The organism is Corynebacterium sp. ACRQK, assembly GCF_022345965.1.
In the GTDB taxonomy this organism is placed as follows: Bacteria; Actinomycetota; Actinomycetes; order Mycobacteriales; family Mycobacteriaceae; genus Corynebacterium.
Genome location: NZ_JAKRMU010000004.1, coordinates 46,406 through 68,886, shown reverse-complemented (window position 1 = coordinate 68,886; position 22,481 = coordinate 46,406). Strand labels below are relative to the sequence as shown.

Sequence of the window (22,481 nt, the reverse complement as noted above, 5' to 3'; positions counted from 1 at the left end):
CCGCGCCAGCGGGGATGAGCCGTGCAAGTCCTGGTACCGGCAGGAAGGAGAAAAGTGCTCCCCGCGCCAGCGGGGATGAGCCGAATCGGCGCAAGCAATTGCGCGGCCACAACAAGTGCTCCCCGCGCCAGCGGGGATGAGCCGTACAAGGGCAAGCTCAAGCCTTTTGCCAAGGAGTGCTCCCCGCGCCAGCGGGGATGAGCCGGGGTACAAGGCGGCGGTAGGCACCTCGGGTGGGTGCTCCCCGCGCCAGCGGGGATGAGCCTACCGCCGGTGCTGATCGTCAATACAGGTTTGAGTGCTCCCCGCGCCAGCGGGGATGAGCCTACTCGGATGCCGGGGGCGGCGACCCTCCGCGCGTGCTCCCCGCGCCAGCGGGGATGAGCCGATTTTCGGCTACAGCACGAAGAAATATACGGTGTGCTCCCCGCGCCAGCGGGGATGAGCCGTGGCGTAACGAGTTCGGGCGACAAGTGCGCAAGTGCTCCCCGCGCCAGCGGGGATGAGCCTCGAGAAGGGTTCGAGAAAGGACAACCACATGCGTGCTCCCCGCGCCAGCGGGGATGAGCCGCCCGCGTTGTGGCAGTTCGGCAGTAACGCGCAGTGCTCCCCGCGCCAGCGGGGATGAGCCTAGTTCTTCTCCGACCTACCCGCCTCAACCGTCGTGCTCCCCGCGCCAGCGGGGATGAGCCGTGGTCGAACCCGCCGCGCAGCTCGCAGCAGCAGTGCTCCCCGCGCCAGCGGGGATGAGCCGGGCGCCCGTCAACCATGACGTCGGTGACAAGCGTGCTCCCCGCGCCAGCGGGGATGAGCCGTTCCCCCTGCCGCCCGAGGGGCGACAATTCCGGTGCTCCCCGCGCCAGCGGGGATGAGCCGCCTTCGGTGGCGTTGGTGGATCCGACGATGAGTGCTCCCCGCGCCAGCGGGGATGAGCCGAACACAAGCGCCTTGTTGCCCACGTCAAGGAAGTGCTCCCCGCGCCAGCGGGGATGAGCCTGAGCACAAGGCGGCGTAGCTCAAGAACCTCGGGTGCTCCCCGCGCCAGCGGGGATGAGCCGTAACTCCCTGGCTAGAGATCGACGGTTACCGCGTGCTCCCCGCGCCAGCGGGGATGAGCCTTTTCCGATCAGGCTACCTAGCTTCCCTGCCAGGTGCTCCCCGCGCCAGCGGGGATGAGCCGTCTTCACCTGCGACAACCCCAACCAAATCCCAGTGCTCCCCGCGCCAGCGGGGATGAGCCGACTTTCGTTCCCCTGATCCGAGTTGTGACTTCGTGCTCCCCGCGCCAGCGGGGATGAGCCGACCCTCGTAGTCCATTACTCGTCTCCCTTCTCGTGCTCCCCGCGCCAGCGGGGATGAGCCTGCCGAGGTCACAACCGGCTAGAGAGATACCGGGTGCTCCCCGCGCCAGCGGGGATGAGCCGGAAAACTAATGACAACCACCCACCCCATCGCCGTGCTCCCCGCGCCAGCGGGGATGAGCCGTACTTCGGCGCATCCAGGGCGGTCAGCTGCAGGTGCTCCCCGCGCCAGCGGGGATGAGCCATTACCTTCGGTACGGCCATAGGGGCAGGCACCGTGCTCCCCGCGCCAGCGGGGATGAGCCGCCCCTTAAACCAATCAATAACCCCGGTAATCGGTGCTCCCCGCGCCAGCGGGGATGAGCCGTTTCAAAGCATGTGGTCTACCGCCGTGAGTGCGTGCTCCCCGCGCCAGCGGGGATGAGCCGATCGGCTGGAATACCCCAGGAGACTGGACACGGTGCTCCCCGCGCCAGCGGGGATGAGCCGGGTATGCTCGGCGCCGTTGGCAATGCGGCTAAGTGCTCCCCGCGCCAGCGGGGATGAGCCGTCCGCCCACCCCTTTTCCACCATCTCTTTAATGTGCTCCCCGCGCCAGCGGGGATGAGCCGTTCATAATATTCAACAGCCCACCGTTAACCTGGTGCTCCCCGCGCCAGCGGGGATGAGCCTTCGGACTCGTTAAAGTCCCAGAACACGCGGTCGTGCTCCCCGCGCCAGCGGGGATGAGCCTCAGATCCCCATCAAACACCAATTCACTCTCCCGTGCTCCCCGCGCCAGCGGGGATGAGCCGGCAAGTGACGCCGCGGGGGCTAGTGAGGCCGCGTGCTCCCCGCGCCAGCGGGGATGAGCCGGATTGCGGTGATCTCATGTGAGTCGATTTTCCGTGCTCCCCGCGCCAGCGGGGATGAGCCGCGCCGAGGCTACAAAACCGAGGATAGTGCCAAGTGCTCCCCGCGCCAGCGGGGATGAGCCGTCATGTGTAGCCCCTCTGGGCGGCTCTCCCAGGTGCTCCCCGCGCCAGCGGGGATGAGCCGTCATGTGTAGCCCCTCTGGGCGGCTCTCCCAGGTGCTCCCCGCGCCAGCGGGGATGAGCCGTGTGGGCACCACCCTGGATATTTCATGCCAGGGTGCTCCCCGCGCCAGCGGGGATGAGCCGTTGGCCACGGCCTTGCCGTTGGCAGTGAATCGGTGCTCCCCGCGCCAGCGGGGATGAGCCGTTGAGGCCGGTGGGGAGTGTTGATCTGGGTGTGTGCTCCCCGCGCCAGCGGGGATGAGCCTACTTCGCGCGTGATTAATCCCCGCTAACACCCGTGCTCCCCGCGCCAGCGGGGATGAGCCGGTCACACATGAATAACTGTCTACCGACTAGACGTGCTCCCCGCGCCAGCGGGGATGAGCCGTCGGCACTAAGGTCATCAGCTTTGAGTTGGCGGTGCTCCCCGCGCCAGCGGGGATGAGCCGCCCTCGACGCGGGCATACAACCAGCCGTGTTCGTGCTCCCCGCGCCAGCGGGGATGAGCCGCCCTCGACGCGGGCATACAACCAGCCGTGTTCGTGCTCCCCGCGCCAGCGGGGATGAGCCCGGGGCTACACCCCGCTGCTCCAACTCCCCCACGTGCTCCCCGCGCCAGCGGGGATGAGCCGAAGCCGACGATCCACGTCCTCAACCAGGAGCTGTGCTCCCCGCGCCAGCGGGGATGAGCCGAACTAGATACGTAACTGTCAGATGGGACAGGAGTGCTCCCCGCGCCAGCGGGGATGAGCCGTGGCCAGGAATATCGTGTTTGAGTGTGCGGTGGTGCTCCCCGCGCCAGCGGGGATGAGCCGATGGTTGATTTGCCGATGCCTTGTGGTCCGACAGTGCTCCCCGCGCCAGCGGGGATGAGCCGATCCCGAAATGACGCTGTGCGGCGATACCGTCGTGCTCCCCGCGCCAGCGGGGATGAGCCCTCTACCGTTGGCCGCTGGACGGGCTGTTGGGCGTGCTCCCCGCGCCAGCGGGGATGAGCCTGACCACCACCGGTGTGCGCGCCGTCGGTTGTAGTGCTCCCCGCGCCAGCGGGGATGAGCCGTTCGGCCTGTTTGAGGTGGTTGTGTACCCATCGTGCTCCCCGCGCCAGCGGGGATGAGCCGCTAATCACCCCCTAGTCAACACGGGTGAGGTGTGCTCCCCGCGCCAGCGGGGATGAGCCGCTGCCCTGCGCGCCCAACTGATAGCCCCAGCGGTGCTCCCCGCGCCAGCGGGGATGAGCCGGCAGAGAAGCGACGCAAGCAAGCTCAAGAGCTGTGCTCCCCGCGCCAGCGGGGATGAGCCTGTCGGTTTCCGTGGATGCGGTTATCTCGATGCGTGCTCCCCGCGCCAGCGGGGATGAGCCGTTCACTGGACTACCCACGCCACCGCCGAAAAAGTGCTCCCCGCGCCAGCGGGGATGAGCCGTTCACTGGACTACCCACGCCACCGCCGAAAAAGTGCTCCCCGCGCCAGCGGGGATGAGCCGCTCCGCGACATGCCGAGCGAGTTCACGATCGCGTGCTCCCCGCGCCAGCGGGGATGAGCCTGAGTGGAAAGACACCGAAGCACTCCCTACCGTGTGCTCCCCGCGCCAGCGGGGATGAGCCGTCTGCCGACGATCTGCTGTGGCCTCGGCGCGAGTGCTCCCCGCGCCAGCGGGGATGAGCCCCAGCCGCGCGGAATGGCTGGACCAACGAAAACGTGCTCCCCGCGCCAGCGGGGATGAGCCCAGGTTACTTTGGGTTACTGTTAGTTACCGCCGGTGCTCCCCGCGCCAGCGGGGATGAGCCGTCTGACGCTATGGCACGTGAGGGTGACGGATTGTGCTCCCCGCGCCAGCGGGGATGAGCCGCGCCGGGCGGCGCCGGGCGAGAAAACGGGCGCGTGCTCCCCGCGCCAGCGGGGATGAGCCCCCCCCCCCCCGCATCGACAACATCAGCGTCTGGGAAACCGTGCTCCCCGCGCCAGCGGGGATGAGCCCACGACAGTCCGGTGCACTGGCCAGATGTAATGGTGCTCCCCGCGCCAGCGGGGATGAGCCCAGCCCCGCCCCGCCCGTCCAGGCCGACCACTAGTGCTCCCCGCGCCAGCGGGGATGAGCCGTCGAGGCGTTCTTCGATGGAGCAGAATGCGGCGTGCTCCCCGCGCCAGCGGGGATGAGCCGGCCTCCACGAAGCGCAAGCCCTTCATCGTCGAGTGCTCCCCGCGCCAGCGGGGATGAGCCGAATTTGAACAGCGTTGGTGCTGTTAGGTTCACGTGCTCCCCGCGCCAGCGGGGATGAGCCCTGTAAAGAGCGCGTTCATGTCCATCACGTCTCGTGCTCCCCGCGCCAGCGGGGATGAGCCCCTAGACCGCCCCGGCCTACACACACTAGCCCCGTGCTCCCCGCGCCAGCGGGGATGAGCCGGTTCCAAAGCAAGACACTTTGACGGCGATAATGTGCTCCCCGCGCCAGCGGGGATGAGCCGAATTTTCCAGCACGGGTTGACAATCGCGAAAGTGCTCCCCGCGCCAGCGGGGATGAGCCTGATTGGAATAGCGCGGTGAGCTGTCCGGCCTCGTGCTCCCCGCGCCAGCGGGGATGAGCCGACCTCGGATTCTGCAACAGTGGAAATATGACGGTGCTCCCCGCGCCAGCGGGGATGAGCCGCTTTACCCGCGTGATGTCGCGCGGCACACGAAGTGCTCCCCGCGCCAGCGGGGATGAGCCGGTCTCCCGCGAGCCTGCGCTGCTGTCTATCCAGTGCTCCCCGCGCCAGCGGGGAAATGGTCAAGCCCGGCTAACCGCTAGTTCCGCAATCTAGGTGAAGCTCCCCCTACCTCACAGGCACTTCCTTTCGCAGGAACGCCAGCTGCTCCTCAATGATCTCCGAGAACAGTGGCTCCACGTACGGGTCGAAGTGGCCGCCCTCGTGAATGTGCACCGTGGCCCGCCGAACCTTGCCAGCTGCTTTGAGGGCGACATTTGTTGGAGTGACGGCGTCATTAGACATCACCTGGAAAAGCGCCGGGCAAGAAACATTCCCGGCCGTCCGCGCCGGCGAATAGAAACCAATCAGCGCCAAAATACGGGCAGCGACGGTCTCCGGGTACACGCCATGCTCCAGCCCCGAAGCTTCCAGCATGCGATCCAGCCCTTCCGAGGAACCCGGGGCCGTCATCACCGCAGCCTCGCCCGGGCAACCGACCGAATCGATGTACTTCGGCGGACGGCGCAGCAACGCGCGCACCAGATCCTCCGCAGCCAACGGCGCCACACGCAAACAATTACGCAACCCCGTCGCACGCACCGCAGCAGCTACTGACGTGCCCATTCCCGTATTTCTGTGGGGCCAGCGGGGCTCGAACCCGCGACCAGCGGATTATGAGTCCGCGGCTCTAACCGACTGAGCTATAGCCCCCAGCGAAGCCAAGCCACCCAATCGAGTGGCTTGCTCACAGAAGATTCAACCACACCGTCTGGCGCGGGCACTCATATACCCCACCATCACGCACGCCAGCTTCCACTCTTGCCCACGACCACTGCCCACCTTCACCCAAAACAACCCCCACAATTACACCCTTGAGCAGCCGATTTGTCTGTTTGCACCGTTGGCATATAGAGTATGATCTCGTTGCACAGGGCAAGGGAATTAACCCCCGAGCTCACACAACTTAATCCCCTATAGCTCAGTTGGCAGAGCATTCGACTGTTAATCGAAAGGTCACTGGTTCGAGCCCAGTTGGGGGAGCCACTTACTAGCCCCGATCGGCTGCACTACGCAGACGGTCGGGGTTTGTCGCATTGACGCTACACCCACAGCCCCTCGAGCACGTCGACCACCCCGTTGGCTCCACGGTGGCGGAAACGCGCCAACACCTCCGTTCCTTACTTTTCTCCTGGCTTAAGCAGTACGGCACCGGCAAACGTTCCCGCACGAAGACCATGCGCAACAAGGCGAAGGCGACGACTGATTCCGAGCGAATCCGCCAGCTAGAAAGTGGAAACGCAAAGCTGCGCGAAGAACGCGACATCCTGCGCAAGGCTGCGAAATATTTTGCCGAAGAGACACGCTGGTAATCCGCTTCCAGTTTGTCTATGACCACCGAATCTTCCAGCCCAAGTACCGTCCTAGACTTTAGGAGAACCGGGTTCTACAATCAGCGCGAGTCCCGAAGCAAGGTCGGCCAGCAACTGCTTCGCCGAGTCCACAGGAGCATTGAGGTAGTCGATCGTCAGCCCGTTGACCAGTGCAGTGACAAGACGAGCACCTTGCTCAGGCGACAGCCCTCGGGCCAACTTTCCGAAACGTTGCGCTGCTTCGAGACCTTCAGACACGCGCGCCCGAAACTTCGTGACCTCGGCGTCGTATAAGACAGCCAGCCATTCGCGCGTCGAGGCTGCAGCTCCCACAATGACCCACACAGCGGAATCCTCGCGCTGGACAGGGCCAATTGGCAAAAGTTCAGCCAGGCGACCGTGTAAGACCGTGTGAAAATCCGTCGCATCGGTCTGAGTAAGGGCCCGCGACTCCTGGCGCTGCAACGACCTGACAAAAGCTTTCGCGATAATGTCGTCCCGTTTACCCATCTGGTACTGGACAGTCCCAGGTGCGACGCCAGCCTCAGTGGCGACATTGCGCACGCTCAGGGCATCGAGGCCCTGACTGACCATTACCCGAATGGCAGCATCGGCGATCACTGCGGCGGTGCCGGTGATAGGTGTGTTGCGATCAACAGACATGGAGCTCCAATCTTCCGTAGCTCAGATGCAATGAGCCATTCATGAGTGCAGTTGCACTCGCATATTGCATCTCATACAATCGTATCAACCGCACGATTAATACGAACGTATGACGCGGGATTGAGGCCTTTTGTGAAGCTGAGGTCCCCCGTGAACACCCGACTACCGGAGAATTCCATGTCAGACTTCCTCCCCCTTGCCGGCCTTGCACTCGTAGATAGTTTGAGTGCAGGAACCCTTGTCATTCCTATTGCTCTGATTGTTATCTGGCGACGAGTGCGGTTAGGCCTGTTGGGCGCCTATCTCGCTACGATCGCCACGGCCTACTGCGGCCTTGGTATTGCGCTTCTATTAGGGTTCGATACCGCAGTATCGAGGCTTTCTGGTGTAAGCGAGACTGATTGGTTCCGGTGGGTGACGCTTGTTCTAGGCGCGGGGCTTTTCATCTTCGGTGTGTTCTCGCCAAACCCCAAAAAGCCCGCGGCCACGCAGACCGCCGGCGCCGAAGTACCGAAGAGTCGGGCTTCTCGCCTTGCACGGGGCGCCTCACTGAGCGCGACCGGCATGGTGGGGCTTGCGCTAGGTGCTGCCGTTGTCGAGGCTGCGACGATGTTGCCCTACCTAGGTGCAATGGGAATTATCCAATCTATGTCTTTCGGGTTTAGCGGCAAGGTCGCGCTTATTGCGGGGTACTGCATCATCATGGTCCTACCGGCAACTCTTATGGCTGTCATTGCAGGCGCAGCGGGGCCGGCTATTTTTCCTCGTTTGGAGCGCGCCATCCGTCGGCTGGAGTACGAAGCGAAAGTGACGTTGCTGTGGATTGCGGCAATTGTGGGAGGCTACATGGCGGCATCGAGTGCAGTAAGGCTCGGATTGATCGGTTGAGTGCCAGGTTGAACCTTGAGCGATGGCGTCGATTGAAGAGCCCCCTTTCCTACAGAGCTAGCCCCGGCCCGTCATAACGGCGGCCGAGGGCTAAGTCTTCTTCATCCCCTAGCCTATACCTACCAAGGCGGCAACAGTTGGAATGCGCCGAAGGTAGCGGCCATCGCCGGGATGACGGGGTCTAATCCCGCAGCCATGGCGAGTGGAACAACAATCGACATAGTGACAGCCGCTGCCGCGGTATTACTTGTGCTCTCAGAGGTGAGGATGGCCAGCAGCACCGCCATGGCAGTGATGACCAGGGCACTAGATACCCCCAACATTTTGTTGAGTCCGGAACCGATGGTTTCCGCTAGACCGGGGCTGCCCAGCATGGCACCAAAGATCATGCCGCAACCAAACAAGGAGAGTCGGATAGCTAACAGTCAACCACCAAACAGCTGCCAGTTGTTGATGAAAAGCCCGCCCACGGAAACAAAATGCCTCCCCGCCGCATCTACTACTACGACCGGGCTTTGTGCCTTCGCCTTCCACACAGGCGCCGTGCACGTCACCCGCAAGTACCCAACACGCACCCAGCAACGAGTACCAGGACTTTAGTTAGATGCCCTCCCCCGACAGCACGCTTCATAGAGACTCCCACGCAGATCCCCAGAAAGACGCCCTCCAAGACCCCATCAACGGCCGCCTCGCGCTGATCTTCATCGGCGCCATCGTCCTGGTCGGCATCCTCGTCGCAGCGATTTGGTACGTTGCCAACAACAAGGACTACGGTCGCGGAATCAACCCACAGCCCGCCGCAGCCTCCGCGCACCAGCGCCCAGCCAGCACTTCGACTACGCCGCCGGCCACGGAGCCAGCCACCGCGCCCGCGAAGGCATCCAACGCCCCACAAAGCGAGCTCAACCAATACTCCACGTCCGAAAGCGAGGCCACCGGCAGCACCGCCATGGATGCCGCAGAGAGCACGGCCATCGCGCAGCCAACCGACGCTCCCAAAACCCAGCGGCAAGCCAACGATGCCGCCATGACCGCCCTCAGATTCAACCTCTCCGAAAAGGGCCTGCGCGAGAACCTACAGCTCCAGGGGTACGCCGACGATCAAATCACCACGGCCATCGAAAAGCTCGATCCCGACTGGAACCAGCAGGCCCTCAACTGCGCGCGCAAGCTCAACGAAACAGGCTCTCCCCTGCCCGAAGAAGAGCTGCTCGAGATGCTAAAGACTAACTCCGGCTTCACCGAGGAGCAGGCGCAGTACGCCATCGACCACCTGTAACGCAGCCCTGCGCCTGTTAACCCCTGCCCCCCTGCAACTCTGCGCCTCCCCTACCCCTTACCGAACCAACCGCTTCACGGCCTGGGATACCTCCGCCAGCTTCTCCTCGGCCTCTTCTCCCCCTGCCTCCGCGGCGTGCCGCACACAGTGGTTCATGTGGTCGTCCAACAGCCCCAGCGCCACGCCTTTTAGCGCAGACTGCAGCGCGCTGACCTGCGTGAGGATGTCGATGCAATACTGCTCTTCATCCACCATCCGCTGCAGCCCGCGCACCTGACCTTCGATCCGCTTCAGCCTCGCCAGGTAACGCTCCTTGTCGCTCAAGTAACCGTGCATTATTTGAATCCTTTCAACCGCAGACTGTTGCTCACCACAAATACACTAGATAGCGCCATCGCCGCTCCGGCCAGCATCGGGTTCAGCAGCCCGAATGCGGCCAGCGGGATCGCCGCCACGTTGTAGGCAAACGCCCAGAACAGGTTCATCTTGATCGTCCGCAGCGTCTAGCGTGCCAGTCGCAGCGCATCAGCCACGGCCAGCAGATCGTCTCGCATCACCGTAATGTCTGCCGCCTCAATCGCCGCGTCCGTACCCGAGCCCATCGCGATGCCCAGGTCCGCGCTCGCCAGCGCCGCCGCGTCGTTCACGCCGTCACCAACCATCGCCACATTCTCCAGCGAGCGGATGTGCGCCACCTTGTCCTCCGGCATCACCCCGGCGATCACCTCGTCGATGCCGACCTCGCGCGCCACGGCGTCCGCCACCTGCTGATTATCGCCGGTCAGCAGCACGGTCTTCAACCCCATGTCGTGCATCTTCCGTACCGCTTCGGCACTGGTGGGCCGTACTGTATCGGCCACGCTGATGGTGCCGATCGCCCGGCCATTCGCGCTCACGTTGACTGTGGTTGCCTTATTTGTGGACGCCCCCTCGTCCCCACGGCCAACCCGTATCACCTGGCCCTCTACGGTCCCCTCCACGCCGTGTCCAGGCAGATTCTTAAAGCCGGCGACTTCCGGCAGGCCACCGAACTCCTCCCGGCCGGCCTCTGCAATGGCCCGGCCGATGGGGTGCTCGGAGTACGCCTCCACCGCCGCAGCAGCGTGCAGAACCTCCTCGCGATTGCCGCCTGCCGGCTGCACGTCGACTACCCGCATTGTGCCCGTCGTCACCGTGCCAGTCTTATCCATCACAACGGTGGTGATGGCATGCGCGCCCTCCAAAACCTCGGGCCCGCGAATTAGAATGCCCTGCTCGGCCCCACGACCCGTGCCAACCAGCAAGGCTGTGGGCGTCGCTAAACCAAGGGCGCAGGGGCACGCGATAATCAGCACCGCAACCGCATTGCTGAAGCCCGCGAACAGCAGCGTTAACAGCGCAATCACGATGACGATCGGAACGAAAATGCCGGAGACCTTATCGGCCAGGCGCTGCACGTCGGCCTTGCCAGACTGGGCTTCGTCGATCAGCTTGGCCATCTGGGCCAGCTTCGTCTGCTCGCCCACGTGAGTAGCCTCCACGACCAGGCGGCCGGAGGTGTTGATGGTGGCACCCGTGACCTCATCGCCGGGGCCGACGTCGACTGGCACGGATTCGCCCGTGAGCATGGACTGATCAATGGCGGACGTGCCGTCCAGGATGCGGCCGTCCGTGGCGATCTTCTCGCCCGGGCGGGCCAGGAAGCGGTCGCCGATCTGCAGCTGCTCGATGGGGAGCAAAGTTTCCGCACCATCCCGCAGCACGGTGACTTGCTTGGCGCCCATGTCCGTGAGCGCGCGGATGGCATCCCCGGCGCGCTGCTTGGAGCGCTTCTCAAAATACCGGCCCGCCAGCACGAACGTCACCACGCCCGCGGCGACCTCGAAGTAGATGTCCCCCATCGGGTCGCCCGCGTGGTTCAGGATGGACCAGCCGTGGCGCATACCGGGATCGCCCGCGTGGCCGAAGAACAGCGCATACAGCGACCACAGATAGGCCGCCGAGGTGCCGACGGTGATGAGGGTATCCATCGTCGCCGCGCCGTGCTTCAGGTTCACCCACGTGGCCTTGTGGAAAGGCCAGCCCGCCCACAGGATCACCGGGGTGGCCAGGGCGAAGCTGATCCACTGCCAGTAGTCGAACTGCAGCGGCGGGATCATCGCCAGCAGGATCACCGGGGTGGCCAACGCGATAGCGACCACCAGGCGGCGCTTCAGACCGCGCAGCTCCTTGGCGGCCGGGTCGTCGCCGGCGGGCTTCTCCGGCTTAGGCACGCTACCGCCGTAGCCGAGCTTCTCCACGATGGCGATGTAAGAATCCGCGTCGGCGGCCGCCCCTTCCCCCGTTTCGATGTGCGCCTTTTCGGTGGCGTAGTTGACGGTGGCGGTCACGCCCTCCTGCTTGTTCAGCTTCTTTTCGATGCGGTTAGCGCAGGAGGCGCAGGTCATGCCCGTGATATCAAGATCTATTACAGCCATGCCCCCAGTATACCCTTAGGGGGTATCAGTATCCACGTTCGATGTACTCCTCGATACGCGCAGCCTCGGCACCCACCGTGGTGGTGTCACCGTGGCCGGGGTAGACCTTCAAGTCGTGCGGCAGGATGAACACCGTGGACTGCAGGGACTCGATAATCGTCGGGAAGCTGGAGTACTTCCGCCCCGTCGCACCCGGCCCACCGTTGAACAGCGTGTCCCCGGACAGCAGCGCATGCTGTCCCGGAACTTCCACCACGATGCAGCCCGGCGAGTGGCCTGGCGTGTGGTACAGGCGCACACCCCAGTCCGCCCAGCGCGGATCCTCCACGTCGATCGGGGTGAACGGCGCGTCGCCGTTGGATTCCTCCCACAGCATCCGGTCGTCTTCGTGCAGGTAGACCTTCACTCCCCATTTCTCCGCCAGCTCCGGCGCCAGCTCGCAGTGGTCGTTATGCGCGTGGGTCAGCAGGATCGCCTCCACGGTGCGATCCCCCACGTGGTCGATTACCGCCTGCGCGTCGTGTGCCGGATCCACCACGATGCACTTGTCATCGTTGACCAGCAGGTAGACGTTGTTGTCCACGTCCCACTCGCCGCCGTCCAGGCGGAACTTGCCGGAGGTTTCGAACTGCTCGATCTGCGGGTTTTCCAACTTGTGCTCGCTCATGCTTCCTCTTCTAACTCTTGGGCCTGATAACTGTCGGGCCTGATACTTCTGGGGCCTGAATGTCTTCGGGGCCTACGCCCCCCAGCCTGCTTACTTAAACTCCACCACGGAGCGCAGAACCTCGCCCTGCTTCATCTTCTCGAAGGCATCTTCCACGCCATCGATTCCGATGCGCTCGTCCACGAAGCGATCCAGCGGGAAGCGGCCCTCCTGGTACAGGTCCACGTACATCGGGAAGTCTCGCTCCGGCAGGCAGTCGCCATACCAGGAGGACTTCAGCGCACCACCGTGGCTGAACACGTCCAGGAATGGCAGCTCCAGGGTCATGTCCGGAGTCGGCACGCCCACCAGCACCACGCGGCCAGCCAGGTCACGCACATAGAAAGCCTGCTTGTAAGTCTGCGGCAGCCCCACGGCGTCCACCGCCACGTCCACGCCGAACCCACCGTTGATCTCCTGGACCTTCTCCACCAGCTCATCGTCCGAAAGCCCCGAGCTGTTGATCGTGTGGGTAGCGCCGAACTCTTCCTTTGCGCGGGCAAGCTTGGCGTCAGAAATATCGATAGCAATGATCTTCGTCGCACCCGCAACGGCTGCACCCGCGATCGCGGCCATGCCCACGCCACCTACGCCGATGACGGCGATGGACTCGCCGCGCTTGACCTCACCGGTGTTCACTGCGGCGCCGAGACCGGCCATGGCGCCACATCCCAGCAGACCCGCGACCGCAGGGTCGGCCTCGGAGTTCACCTTGGTGCACTGGCCTTCGTGGACCAGCGTCTTCTCAGCGAAAGCACCGATGCCCAGAGCAGCCTCCAGCTCCGTGCCGTCGGCGAGAGTCATCTTCTTCGACGCATTGTGGGTATCGAAGCAGTACTTCGGCTCGCCCTTCTTGCAGGCGCGGCACTGGCCACACACGGCGCGCCAGTTCAGCACCACATAGTCGCCGACCTCCACGTGCGTCACGCGGTCGCCTACCTGCTCGACCACACCAGCGGCCTCGTGGCCCAGCAGGAACGGATAGTCGTCCGTAATGCCGCCATCGCGGTAGGCCAGGTCGGTGTGGCACACGCCGCAGGCCTGAATGCGGACGATCACGTCGTTATCGCCCGGATCGGGGATCACAATGTCGGTCAGCTCAACGGGGTCGTTCTTTGCACGGGAAATTACAGCTTTCACAGTGGTAGTCATGTCACCCACTGTACGGGCGGTTTGGAAAAGCGGCAGCCAGCCAGCGGCGGGCACAGCACCCCGTTCGGCGCCATCGGGGGCTTCGCGTAGGATTGGGGCACTAACGGCATTAATGCAGCAACCAAGGCAAGAACACCAAGGAGCCAACATGATCCAGCTCGTCGTCGGCGCCGCCGCGGGTTACTTGATGGGCACGAAGGCCGGTCGCCGTCGCTACGAACAGATCCGCCGTGGCTATCAGACCGCAGTGAACTCGGATATCACCAAGGCAGTTGTGCGTTCCGGCCGTAAGGCACTGGCCAACCGGCTGGATCCGGAACCGCGCATGCACGAGGTGCGCGATCTGAACCGCTCCACCCGCGATTCGCTGGGCGAGGGCCAAACCATCGTGGAGGCCGACGACCAGCACCCGAACGACCAGATCGACCGGCCGAAGAATCCCTTCAAGAAGAAGCACTAGCGCGTCGAGCTGCCCGCTAGCGCGTAAAGTCGCCGAAGTCCGAGGCCCGTTCGTGCAGCGAGCGGCGGTACTTCTCCAGCGCAATAACATCCGCAAACAGCGCGTTATACTCCTCTTTCTGCAGGTCGGGGCGCATGCGCTGCATCCGGGATTTCATGTCCGCAATCTCGCTGCCCACCCAACGCTCCTGCATCCGCGCCATGATCGCATCCGCGTAGTACGGCAGCCTCTCCGGCAGGCAATGCAGATCCTCCACCGCCAGCTCGGAGACCACCGCCGCCCCCATCGGATCCTTCATCTGCGCCGCGATTTTCTCGATCCATCCGGCCCCGCCGTCGCTGTTCGCCGCCCCTCCTAGTGACGCCACAGCCTCAGCCATCGCCACGTATGTGGGATGCACAAAACTCTCCGGGGGCATGAGGTCGAAGATGGTGGAGGCCAGCTGCGGTTCTTGTAAAGCCAGCTTCATGACCTCGCGGGGGCCTTCCAGGTAGTCGTCGTTCGGGTTCGGGCGCTCCATGCCCTTGACCACGTGCAGGTTGGGGCCGCCTGTGCTGCCCGAGCCAGCAGCGCCTGCCGTTCCAGCACCAGCGCCCCCTGCGCCACCAGCCGTGCCGGCGCCGGCACCGGTCTTCAACTCCAACTTCGGCCGCTGCCCGCCGGACTTCCGCGCCTCCTTGCGCACCTGATCCAGCACGTCGTTCGGGTTATCCCAACCGACCCAGCCCGCGGCCTGGCGGGCGTACTCGTCCCGCAGCGCGTCGTCCTTAATCCCCGCCAGCACCGGCACGATGCGCCGCAAGGCGTGCACGCGCCCGTCGATGCTGGCCGTATCGTAGTCCGCGATGAGGGTGCGGATCACGAACTCAAACATCGGAATGCGAGAGGCCACCAGTTCGCGCACAGCCGCATCCCCGCGCTTGATGCGCACGTCGCACGGGTCCTGCCCGCCCGGCGCGACCGTCACATAACTGCGCCCAGAGAACTGCTGGTCGCCCTCGAAGGCTCGCATCGCGGCCTTCTGCCCAGCTTCGTCGCCATCGAAGGTGTAGATGATCTCACCTCGGAAAAACTGGTCGTCCAGCATGAACCGGCGCAGGGCCGACAGGTGCTCCGCACCGAAAGCCGTGCCACACGCGGCCACCGCGGTATCCACCCCGGCGGCATGCATAGCCATCACGTCCGTGTACCCCTCCACCACCACGGCCTGGTGCTTGGCCACGATGTTCCGCTTCGCCTGGTCAATGCCGAACAACACCTTCGACTTCTTGTACAGCATCGTCTCCGGCGTGTTCAGATACTTGCCCAGACGATCGTCGTCGAAGAGCTTGCGGGCACCGAAGCCGATCACGTCTCCACTGACGGAACGGATCGGCCACAGGAGACGGCGATGGAACCTATCGATCGGGCCACGCTTACCCATGCGCCCCAGACCCGCCGCCTCGATTTCCTTGAACGTAAAGCCCTTCTGCTGCAGGTGCTTAGTCAGCCGATCCCACCCGGCTGGTGCATACCCGCAGCCGAATTGTTCGGCGTGCTCCATGGTGAAACCGCGCTCGATCAGGAAGTTGCGGGCAACGTCCGCGCCTTCGGCGTCACCAAGAAATTCCTTACGGTAGAACTCAAAGGCCGCCTTGTTCGCGGCGACTAACCTGCGCCGCGTGCCGGGCTCCTCCCGGTTGCCAGGCCTGCCGCCCTCGTAGTTGATGCGGTAGCCGATGCGCTCGGCGCAGGCCTCCACGGCCTCGGGGAAGGACATGTGTTCCATCAGCATGAGGAACTTGAAAACGTCGCCGCCCTGGTCGGTGGAAAAGCAGTGGAAGTAGCCGTGGTTCGGGCGGACGTGGAACGAGGGAGTCTTTTCGTCCTTAAAGGGGCTAAGGCCCTTCATGGAATCGACGCCACCCGGTTTGAGCTGCACATACTCCCCCACTACCTCTTCGATGGGGGTCTGCTCTCGAATTGCTTCGATGTCCCGCTCCGGAATCCTGCCCTTAGCCATAGCCACATGCTAGTACAACCCCCAGACGTCCCCCGGAAGTCCCAGATCAGCGACCGTCACAACCTATACAACCTATTTTCTACAAACAACACACCGGGAAAGAACTGGGCGCTAACGTGTTCAAAATAGGATCTACGTCACACTGCACTAACACGAAGGACCACTCCCATGACTGACTCGCAGGCCGCCTCGCAGGCCACCGGCAACTCCTCCACCCACTACGACGTGCTGATCATCGGCTCTGGCTTCGGCGGCTCCACCACCGCCCTGCGCCTAGTGGAGAAGGGCTACAATGTCGGCATCCTCGAGGCCGGCCGTCGATTCAAGGACGAAGAGTTCGCCAAGAACTCCTGGCACCTCAAGGACTTCCTATGGATGCCGCAAATCGGCCTGTACGGCATCCAGCGCATCCACCTGCTAAAGGACGTGATGATCCTCGCCGGCGCAGGCGTGGGCGGCGGCTCGCTGAACTACGCGAACACGCTCTACCAACCCGGCGAGGCATACTTCAACGACAAGCAGTGGAACACCATCACCGACTGGGAGGACGAGCTCACCCCCTACTACCAGCAGGCGCAGAAGATGCTCGGCGTGGTGGAAAACCCCACGATGACCCCCGCCGACGTGTACTCCAAGAAGGTGGCCGAGGAGATGGGCGTGGGCGACACGTTCCGCATGGCACCCGTCGGAGTCTTCTTCGGAGAAAAGGTCGGGCTCGAAGGTAAGCCGTGTGAAACCGTGAAGGACCCATACTTCGGCGGTGTTGGCCCCGACCGCACCGCCTGCCACGAGTGCGGCGAGTGCATGACTGGCTGCCGCCACGGCGCGAAGAACACCCTGCTAAAGAACTACCTGTACCTGGCCGAGAAGGGCGGGGCGAAGATCCACGACCGCACCACCGTCACCGACATCACTTTCGACGGCACCACCTGGACAGTGCAGGCCAAGCAGACCGGGCCGATCACCAAGCGCAACCCGCAGACCAGCAGCTTCACCGCTGATAACCTCGTCGTCGCCGCGGGCACTTGGGGCACCCAGAACCTGCTGCACCGCCAGAAGGCCAACGGCAACCTGCCGAAGCTGTCGGACAAGCTGGGCCACCTCACGCGCACGAACTCCGAGGCACTGCTGGGCGCAAACCGCTCCAAGTACTCCCCTGACATGGACTTCTCGGAGGGCGTGGCCATCACCTCCTCCTACTTCCCCGCCCCGGATACTCACATCGAGCCGGTGCGCTACGGCAAGGGCTCCAACGCGATGGGCCTGCTGCAGACTCTGATGACGGACGGCGATAAGTTGCAGCCACGCTTCCTGGAGTTCCTGAAGCAGGTGGTTTTGCAGTACAAGGCCATTCCGCGCCTGGTGAACCTGAGCAAGTGGTCGCAGCGCACCGTCATCAACCTGGTGATGCAGACCCGCGATAACTCGTTGCGCACCTTCCTGCGCAAGATCGGCCCGTTCAACATGCTGAGCTCCGAGCAGGGCACCGGCGAACCAAACCCCACCTGGATCCCCGAGGGCAACGCGGCCACCCGCATCCTGGCGAAAATGCTGCCGAAGGGCATCGCCGGTGGCGTGTGGTCGGAAGTGTTCAACATCCCGCTGACCGCGCACTTCCTGGGCGGCTGCGTTATCGGCTCCTCGCCTGAGCACGGAGTGGTGGACCCCTACCACCGCGCATGGGGCTACCCAAGCTTGTTCATCACCGATGGTTCCGCCATCACCGCGAACCCGGGCGTGAACCCCTCCCTGTCCATCACCGCCAATGCCGAACGCGCCGCCGCCATGTGGCCGAACAAGGGTGAGGCCGACCCGCGCCCGCCGCAGTCCGAGGGCTACCGCCGCATCAACCCGGTACAGCCGAACAACCCGATCGTTCCGGACGACGCCCCGGCCGCCCTCCGCCTTCCACTGCGCGTGCTCTAAACTCTTCCCTATGTCACAGGGAAGCCTGCAGGGCCTTTCGAAGGGCCTAGTGCCGAAGAAGTGGGCCAAATACGCCACGCCGGTCGTCGGCGCGGCAGTCGTCGCAGCCGGTTGGTTCGGGCTACAAGGCGGCGATGGAGCCGACGGAAACGACGGTGCGGCTTCTGGTGTTTCTAGCAATGACGCCGACACCTGCGCCGTTGACACCCTCCCACCGGAGGCCAAGAAGCAGATCGACGACATTTTGCAGGGCGCCCCGCCGGACGACGGGGAGGCCGACGGCAAGCACTTCGGCAACTACGAAGGCCTGCTGCCGAAGGAAAAGGGCGACTACTACCGCGAGTACACCGTGAAGACCCCGGGGCTTAACCACCGGGGTGAGCGTCGCATCGTCGTCGGCGGCGGCACTAAGACCGACCCGGACGTGTGGTACTACACGTCCGACCACTTCGAGAGCTTCTGCTCCATCCCGGACGCGGAGGACTAGCCCACGCCTAGGCCCAGGCGGCGCTGATCCCGCTGGCGCGCTTGTCCAGCCGCTCCAACCGGGATTCCGTCAGCGAGGCCACCTGGTCGATGACTACGCGGCGTGCCTCGCGGTCGGAGGCGGCGGCGTCAAACCACGAAGAAAACATCGGGTCCAGCGCGCCCGAGCCGCCGCGCCACAGGTAGTCCGTGACGCGAAAGATGCGCTCGCGCTGGCGCTGCTGGTTGGCCAGATGCTGGGTCTCGTCCATGACGTACAGAACCGCGACGGACTTCAGCAGCGTGACCTCTGCCTGCACCGGCTCGGGGATCACCAGGTCGGCGGCGTAGCGGCCAAGTGCCCCCTCGCCGAACTGCTGGCGGGTGCCCGTGACGGCGGCGGTGACGAAGCGGGAAACCAGCTCCGAGGTCATGGCCTTTAGCGCGGCGAGGTCCTGCATCGACCCGCCGAAATCGGCCGCGCGGGAGACCAACGTCATCGCGCGCAGGCGGTCGGCGGCCTCCAGCAACTCCTCCGGGGTACCGCCGAACACGCGGGCGCCCTTCTCCGCCAACGCGGCCAGCTCCACCAGATCCCACAGCACGCCGAAGTCGATGCGGCCGGAAAGGATACCGTCCTCCACATCGTGCACCGAGTACGCGACGTCATCGGACCAGTCCATGATCTGCGCCTCCAGGCACTTGCGTCCCTCCGGCGCGCCCTCGCGGATCCACTCGAGGGTCTCCACGTCCTCGGCGTAGGCGGAGTACTTGGCGCGCTTGTTGCCGTGCTCGTCGACCGGCCCCCACGGGTACTTGCAGGCGGCATCCAAGCTGGCGCGGGTGAGGTTCAGGCCGTAGGAGACGGGCGCCGCTCCAGCTGTGCCTGCCGCGCCAGCAGCGTCAGTGCCGGCGGTGCCTTCGCCACCCTCCCCCAGCACCTTCGGCTCCAGCCGGGCGAGAATGCGCAGAGTCTGCGCGTTGCCTTCGAAGCCTCCACAGTCGGCGGCGGCCTCATCCAGCGCGCGCTCGCCATTGTGGCCATACGGTGGGTGGCCAATGTCGTGGCTCAGCCCTGCTAGCTCCGTCAGGTCCGGTTCCGCGCCCAACGTCTTGCCGATCCCGCGGGCGATCTGCGCGACCTCCAGGGAATGCGTCAGGCGGGTGCGGGGCGTATCCCCCGATCCCGGCCCCACGACCTGCGTCTTATCTGCCAGTCGCCGCAGCGCCGCAGAGTGCAGTACGCGCGCCCGGTCGCGGTCGAAACTATCGCGCCCGTCCACCACCGCCCCGGGTAGCCCCAGAGTCTTCGGCCGATCCGGCAGCCGCCGCTGCTGGTCGTGATCGCTATAGGGGTAACGCATGTCCTCTTTCTACTTCCGCTTCTCAACTACCTGGTAGTACAGCATGCCCAACGTCTCGTGCAGGATCGAGTTGGCCTGCGACTTTCGGGTGAACACCGACGGCCCCTGGCGCGTGGGGCTCGCCCATGCATCCAGGCCCTGGTCGCGCACCATCCGGGTAGCACGCAGCGAGTGCGTCGGATCCGTCACGACCACGGAAGACCGCCAGCCATTTTCACCTGCCACCTGCGCGAACGCCTCGGCTGACTTCAGCGTATCCGCACCTTCCTCCACCGGCACGACCGCCGACTCCGGGATGTCGAAGTTCTCCACCAGGTAGTTCTTGCCTGCAGCTGCCTCGGTGTACAGGTCGCCTTCCACCTTGCCACCAACGGTGACGATCGTCGGCGCCACGCCCTGCTCATACAGCTCCGCCGCGTGATTCAACCGCGAGGCAAACCAATTCGTCGGATTTCCTGCATACTGCGCCGCCCCCAGCACAAAGATCGTATCCGCCGGTCGCCTGTCGTCCGACCGCGCAAAGTGCCACACCTGAAAAGCCGTCACTCCAAACACACCCGCAGCCACCAAGAAGATGGTTAACAGCGTGATGAAGACATACTTCACCGCGCGCTTCACCGGACGCCGTGCATTAGCCATGCGCAAAACCATACGCGGTTTCCCCTGTATTTTTCGTTAAGGTGGGCTGTATGAAACCGACTTTTTCCACCACTCGCTTCCTGGCGATCCTAGCCGCCGGCGCCGTACTCGGATTTGGCTCTTTTCTTATTGACGCCCCCTCAGCCCCAGCCGCTACCGCCACCAGCGAGGTGCAGCTGACATCCCAACTCGTTGACGAGTCCGGGGTGTTGTCTGAACAGGAAAAAGCGGACATTACGGCGTCATTAGAAGAAGCAACCAAAGAATCCGGCAAGAAGCTCTACGTCGTCTTCGTCCCGACCGCACCAGGCGACATTAAAGCAATGGCCGAGCAGCTGCGCGAACAGGACGGCACCGACAACGTGATTGTGCTGGCAGTGGCCACCGAAACTCGGCAGATTGGCTACGCCGCCGGGGACAAGGTGGAAACCAGCGAGGCAGAGAAACTGCAGGACGCGGCGCGGGATCACTTCGCCGACGACGATTGGGCCGGGGGCGCGCAGGCCGCGGCGGACAAGCTGGCGGGCAAGACCTCCACCGCGTCGAAGGTGTGGATGGGGGCCGGTGCCGTCGGAGTGGTCGGCGCGGGCGCCGGTGCGGTTGTGTGGTCCCGCCGCAACCGTAAGAAGACTCACGCGCAGCAGCTGGAAACCGCCCGCGAGATCGACCCGGGCAACATCGACGACCTGTACAAGCAGCCCACCGAGGTGCTGCGCGAACTAGCGGACGAGGAGCTGCACAGCACCGACGAATCCATCCGCAAGGGCGACGAAGAGCTGGCCGTCGCGCGCGGAGAGTTCGGCGAAGAGCGCACCCGCGACCTGGCAAAGGCGCTGCAGCACAGCCGCTCGACGTTGAACAAGGCGTACAGCATGAACGAGCGGCTGCGCTCTGGGCTGGTGACAACTGAGCCGGAGCAGCGCGACCTACTGATCGAGATTGTGTCTACCTGTGGGCAGGCAGACGACAACCTGGACGGGCAGGCCGCGCGCTTTGCCGAACTACGCCAGAAGCTGATGGACGCACCCCAGCTGGTGGAAAAGCTCCGCCAAACCAGCATCAGCCTGCACAACCGCATTCCGAATGCGCGGGAGATCCTCAGCGATGCCATCACGCGCGTGGACCCGGCACTGCTGGAATCCGTGCGCCATAACCCGGACGTTGCCGAGGACGAGCTAGAGGAAGCTGAGAAGGCCCTGGACTCCGCACGCGGACTGCTGGACAAGCCAGCCGGGCAGCAAGGCGGGCTGATCGACGCGCTAGGGGCCGCGCGCATGGCACTGCAGCAGGCAGATTCGCAGCTGCTGGCCGTGGAGCGTGCAGAGGAGCACCTGCGGTCGGCGCAGTCCAACTTGCCCGCGCTGATCACCGAGGTGGAAGAGGAGATTGCGGAAGCCGGGCAGCTGGATAAATCCGGGGCGGACCTGGACAGGGAGGCTTTGTACGAGGCCGTGGAGCAGGCCCGCGAGGCACTGGATAAGGCGCGGAAGGAAGGTACTGCGGATCCGCTGGGCAGCTACTCCCAGCTGCTGGAAGCCGACGGTGCGCTGGACATTCAGCTGGACGAGGCGCGAGGCAAGGCCAGCGACTTCGCCCGGACTGTGGACATGGTTGACCGGACGGCCATGGATGCAGCCCAACGTTTGGAGGCCGTGGAGGATCTGATTAAGAACCGCCGGCGGATCATCGGCGTGGATACGCGCACGGCTGCGCAGGCCGGGCGAGCTGCTCTGGATGAGGCTGCGCAGCTGCGGACGGAGGATCCGAAGCGGGCGCTACGGGCAGCCCAGCGGGCCAGCCAGCTGGCGCAGCAGGCCACTTCGCAGGCGCGCAAGGACATTGATGACTTCAACCGACGCAACAGCGGCTACGGCGGGTTCGGCGGTAGTGGCGGCAGCGGCAACTTTGTGACGGGCATTGTGCTGGGTTCGCTGCTGAGCGGCAACGGTGGCTTCGGTGGCGGCTTCGGTGGTGGCTTCGGCGGGGGCGGTTTTGGCGGCGGGGGCGGCGGCTTCGGCGGCAGTGGCTCCTCCAGCTTCTAGCTAGCTCCAGCTTCTAGCCCGGGCCGGTCGGCTGGCTGGGGCTCCCACACTCTGGCGCCCC

The 22,481-nt window shown here is 64.4% G+C and carries 16 protein-coding genes, 2 tRNA genes, 1 pseudogene and 1 CRISPR repeat array (1 of these 20 cut by a window edge); of the genes and pseudogenes, 8 read left to right on the top strand and 11 right to left on the bottom strand.

Translation table 11 applies throughout. The features are described 5' to 3' along the window. Positions 1 to 5,089: direct repeats of the CRISPR family, unit length 28 nt; unit sequence GTGCTCCCCGCGCCAGCGGGGATGAGCC (it extends 739 nt beyond the left edge of the window). A 45-nt stretch (positions 5,090 to 5,134) separates the two neighbouring features. Both MHX63_RS05755 and MHX63_RS05750 read right to left on the bottom strand, forming a co-directional pair. Continuing rightward, positions 5,135 to 5,632, bottom strand: coding sequence for a hypothetical protein (locus MHX63_RS05755; protein ID WP_239387639.1), 498 nt, complete (start codon positions 5,630 to 5,632; stop codon positions 5,135 to 5,137). 13 nt (positions 5,633 to 5,645) lie between these two features. After that, positions 5,646 to 5,719, bottom strand: a tRNA-Ile gene (locus MHX63_RS05750). A gap of 257 nt (positions 5,720 to 5,976) precedes the next feature. Here MHX63_RS05750 and MHX63_RS05745 point away from each other — a divergent pair. Next, positions 5,977 to 6,052, top strand: a tRNA-Asn gene (locus MHX63_RS05745). 50 nt (positions 6,053 to 6,102) lie between these two features. Beyond that, a complete protein-coding gene (locus tag MHX63_RS05740) occupies positions 6,103 to 6,378 on the top strand; it encodes a hypothetical protein (protein WP_239387638.1) in 276 nt (91 codons plus the stop codon). Positions 6,379 to 6,429: 51 nt separating this feature from the next. Here MHX63_RS05740 and MHX63_RS05735 read toward each other — a convergent pair whose 3' ends face one another. Beyond that, positions 6,430 to 7,041, bottom strand: a complete 612-nt coding sequence (locus MHX63_RS05735; RefSeq protein WP_239387637.1) for a TetR/AcrR family transcriptional regulator — start codon at positions 7,039 to 7,041, stop codon at positions 6,430 to 6,432. Positions 7,042 to 7,218: 177 nt separating this feature from the next. Here MHX63_RS05735 and MHX63_RS05730 point away from each other — a divergent pair, with 177 nt between their 5' ends. Next, positions 7,219 to 7,929: a GAP family protein gene (locus MHX63_RS05730; protein WP_239387636.1), complete on the top strand. Its 711-nt coding sequence runs from the start codon at positions 7,219 to 7,221 to the stop codon at positions 7,927 to 7,929. A 119-nt stretch (positions 7,930 to 8,048) separates the two neighbouring features. On the opposite strand, the gene MHX63_RS05725 is transcribed toward MHX63_RS05730, so the two are convergent. Continuing rightward, the gene (locus tag MHX63_RS05725) at positions 8,049 to 8,318 is read right to left on the bottom strand and encodes a hypothetical protein (protein ID WP_239387635.1); all 270 of its coding nucleotides are present in this window, start codon (positions 8,316 to 8,318) and stop codon (positions 8,049 to 8,051) included. A 215-nt stretch (positions 8,319 to 8,533) separates the two neighbouring features. Here MHX63_RS05725 and MHX63_RS05720 point away from each other — a divergent pair, with 215 nt between their 5' ends. Continuing rightward, the gene (locus tag MHX63_RS05720) at positions 8,534 to 9,208 is read left to right on the top strand and encodes an Ltp family lipoprotein (RefSeq protein WP_239387634.1); all 675 of its coding nucleotides are present in this window, start codon (positions 8,534 to 8,536) and stop codon (positions 9,206 to 9,208) included. 57 nt (positions 9,209 to 9,265) lie between these two features. Here MHX63_RS05720 and MHX63_RS05715 read toward each other — a convergent pair whose 3' ends face one another. The 4 genes and pseudogenes from MHX63_RS05715 to MHX63_RS05700 form a co-directional block, all read right to left on the bottom strand. Next, complete coding sequence (locus tag MHX63_RS05715) at positions 9,266 to 9,544, bottom strand: metal-sensitive transcriptional regulator (RefSeq protein WP_034967151.1); 279 nt, start codon at positions 9,542 to 9,544, stop codon at positions 9,266 to 9,268. Then, a pseudogene (locus tag MHX63_RS05710) lies at positions 9,544 to 11,664 on the bottom strand (heavy metal translocating P-type ATPase). Before MHX63_RS05710 ends, MHX63_RS05715 begins: the two are co-directional and overlap by 1 nt. A 25-nt stretch (positions 11,665 to 11,689) precedes the next feature. Beyond that, the gene (locus MHX63_RS05705; RefSeq protein ID WP_239387633.1) at positions 11,690 to 12,331 is read right to left on the bottom strand and encodes an MBL fold metallo-hydrolase; all 642 of its coding nucleotides are present in this window, start codon (positions 12,329 to 12,331) and stop codon (positions 11,690 to 11,692) included. A gap of 90 nt (positions 12,332 to 12,421) precedes the next feature. Further along, the gene (locus MHX63_RS05700; protein WP_239387632.1) at positions 12,422 to 13,522 is read right to left on the bottom strand and encodes an S-(hydroxymethyl)mycothiol dehydrogenase; all 1,101 of its coding nucleotides are present in this window, start codon (positions 13,520 to 13,522) and stop codon (positions 12,422 to 12,424) included. A gap of 148 nt (positions 13,523 to 13,670) precedes the next feature. On the opposite strand from MHX63_RS05700, the gene MHX63_RS05695 reads away from it, so the two are divergent. Beyond that, positions 13,671 to 13,982 (top strand): hypothetical protein, encoded by a 312-nt coding sequence (locus MHX63_RS05695; RefSeq protein WP_239387631.1) that lies wholly within the window; start codon positions 13,671 to 13,673, stop codon positions 13,980 to 13,982. 16 nt (positions 13,983 to 13,998) lie between these two features. On the opposite strand, the gene dnaG is transcribed toward MHX63_RS05695, so the two are convergent. Next, positions 13,999 to 15,984, bottom strand: coding sequence for a DNA primase (gene dnaG / locus MHX63_RS05690; RefSeq protein WP_239387630.1), 1,986 nt, complete (start codon positions 15,982 to 15,984; stop codon positions 13,999 to 14,001). 168 nt (positions 15,985 to 16,152) lie between these two features. Here dnaG and MHX63_RS05685 point away from each other — a divergent pair, with 168 nt between their 5' ends. Both MHX63_RS05685 and MHX63_RS05680 read left to right on the top strand, forming a co-directional pair. Continuing rightward, a complete protein-coding gene (locus MHX63_RS05685) occupies positions 16,153 to 17,910 on the top strand; it encodes a GMC oxidoreductase (RefSeq protein ID WP_239387629.1) in 1,758 nt (585 codons plus the stop codon). Positions 17,911 to 17,920: 10 nt separating this feature from the next. After that, positions 17,921 to 18,397, top strand: coding sequence for a ribonuclease domain-containing protein (locus tag MHX63_RS05680; RefSeq protein WP_239387628.1), 477 nt, complete (start codon positions 17,921 to 17,923; stop codon positions 18,395 to 18,397). 7 nt (positions 18,398 to 18,404) lie between these two features. Here the strand turns inward: MHX63_RS05680 and MHX63_RS05675 are convergent, their stop codons facing one another. Then, a complete protein-coding gene (locus MHX63_RS05675) occupies positions 18,405 to 19,739 on the bottom strand; it encodes a deoxyguanosinetriphosphate triphosphohydrolase (RefSeq protein WP_239387627.1) in 1,335 nt (444 codons plus the stop codon). Positions 19,740 to 19,748: 9 nt separating this feature from the next. Continuing rightward, complete coding sequence (locus MHX63_RS05670; protein WP_370644027.1) at positions 19,749 to 20,378, bottom strand: YdcF family protein; 630 nt, start codon at positions 20,376 to 20,378, stop codon at positions 19,749 to 19,751. A 50-nt stretch (positions 20,379 to 20,428) separates the two neighbouring features. Between MHX63_RS05670 and MHX63_RS05665 the strand changes: the two genes are divergently transcribed. Then, a complete protein-coding gene (locus MHX63_RS05665; RefSeq protein ID WP_239387625.1) occupies positions 20,429 to 22,420 on the top strand; it encodes a TPM domain-containing protein in 1,992 nt (663 codons plus the stop codon). The last annotated feature ends 61 nt before the right edge of the window (positions 22,421 to 22,481 follow it).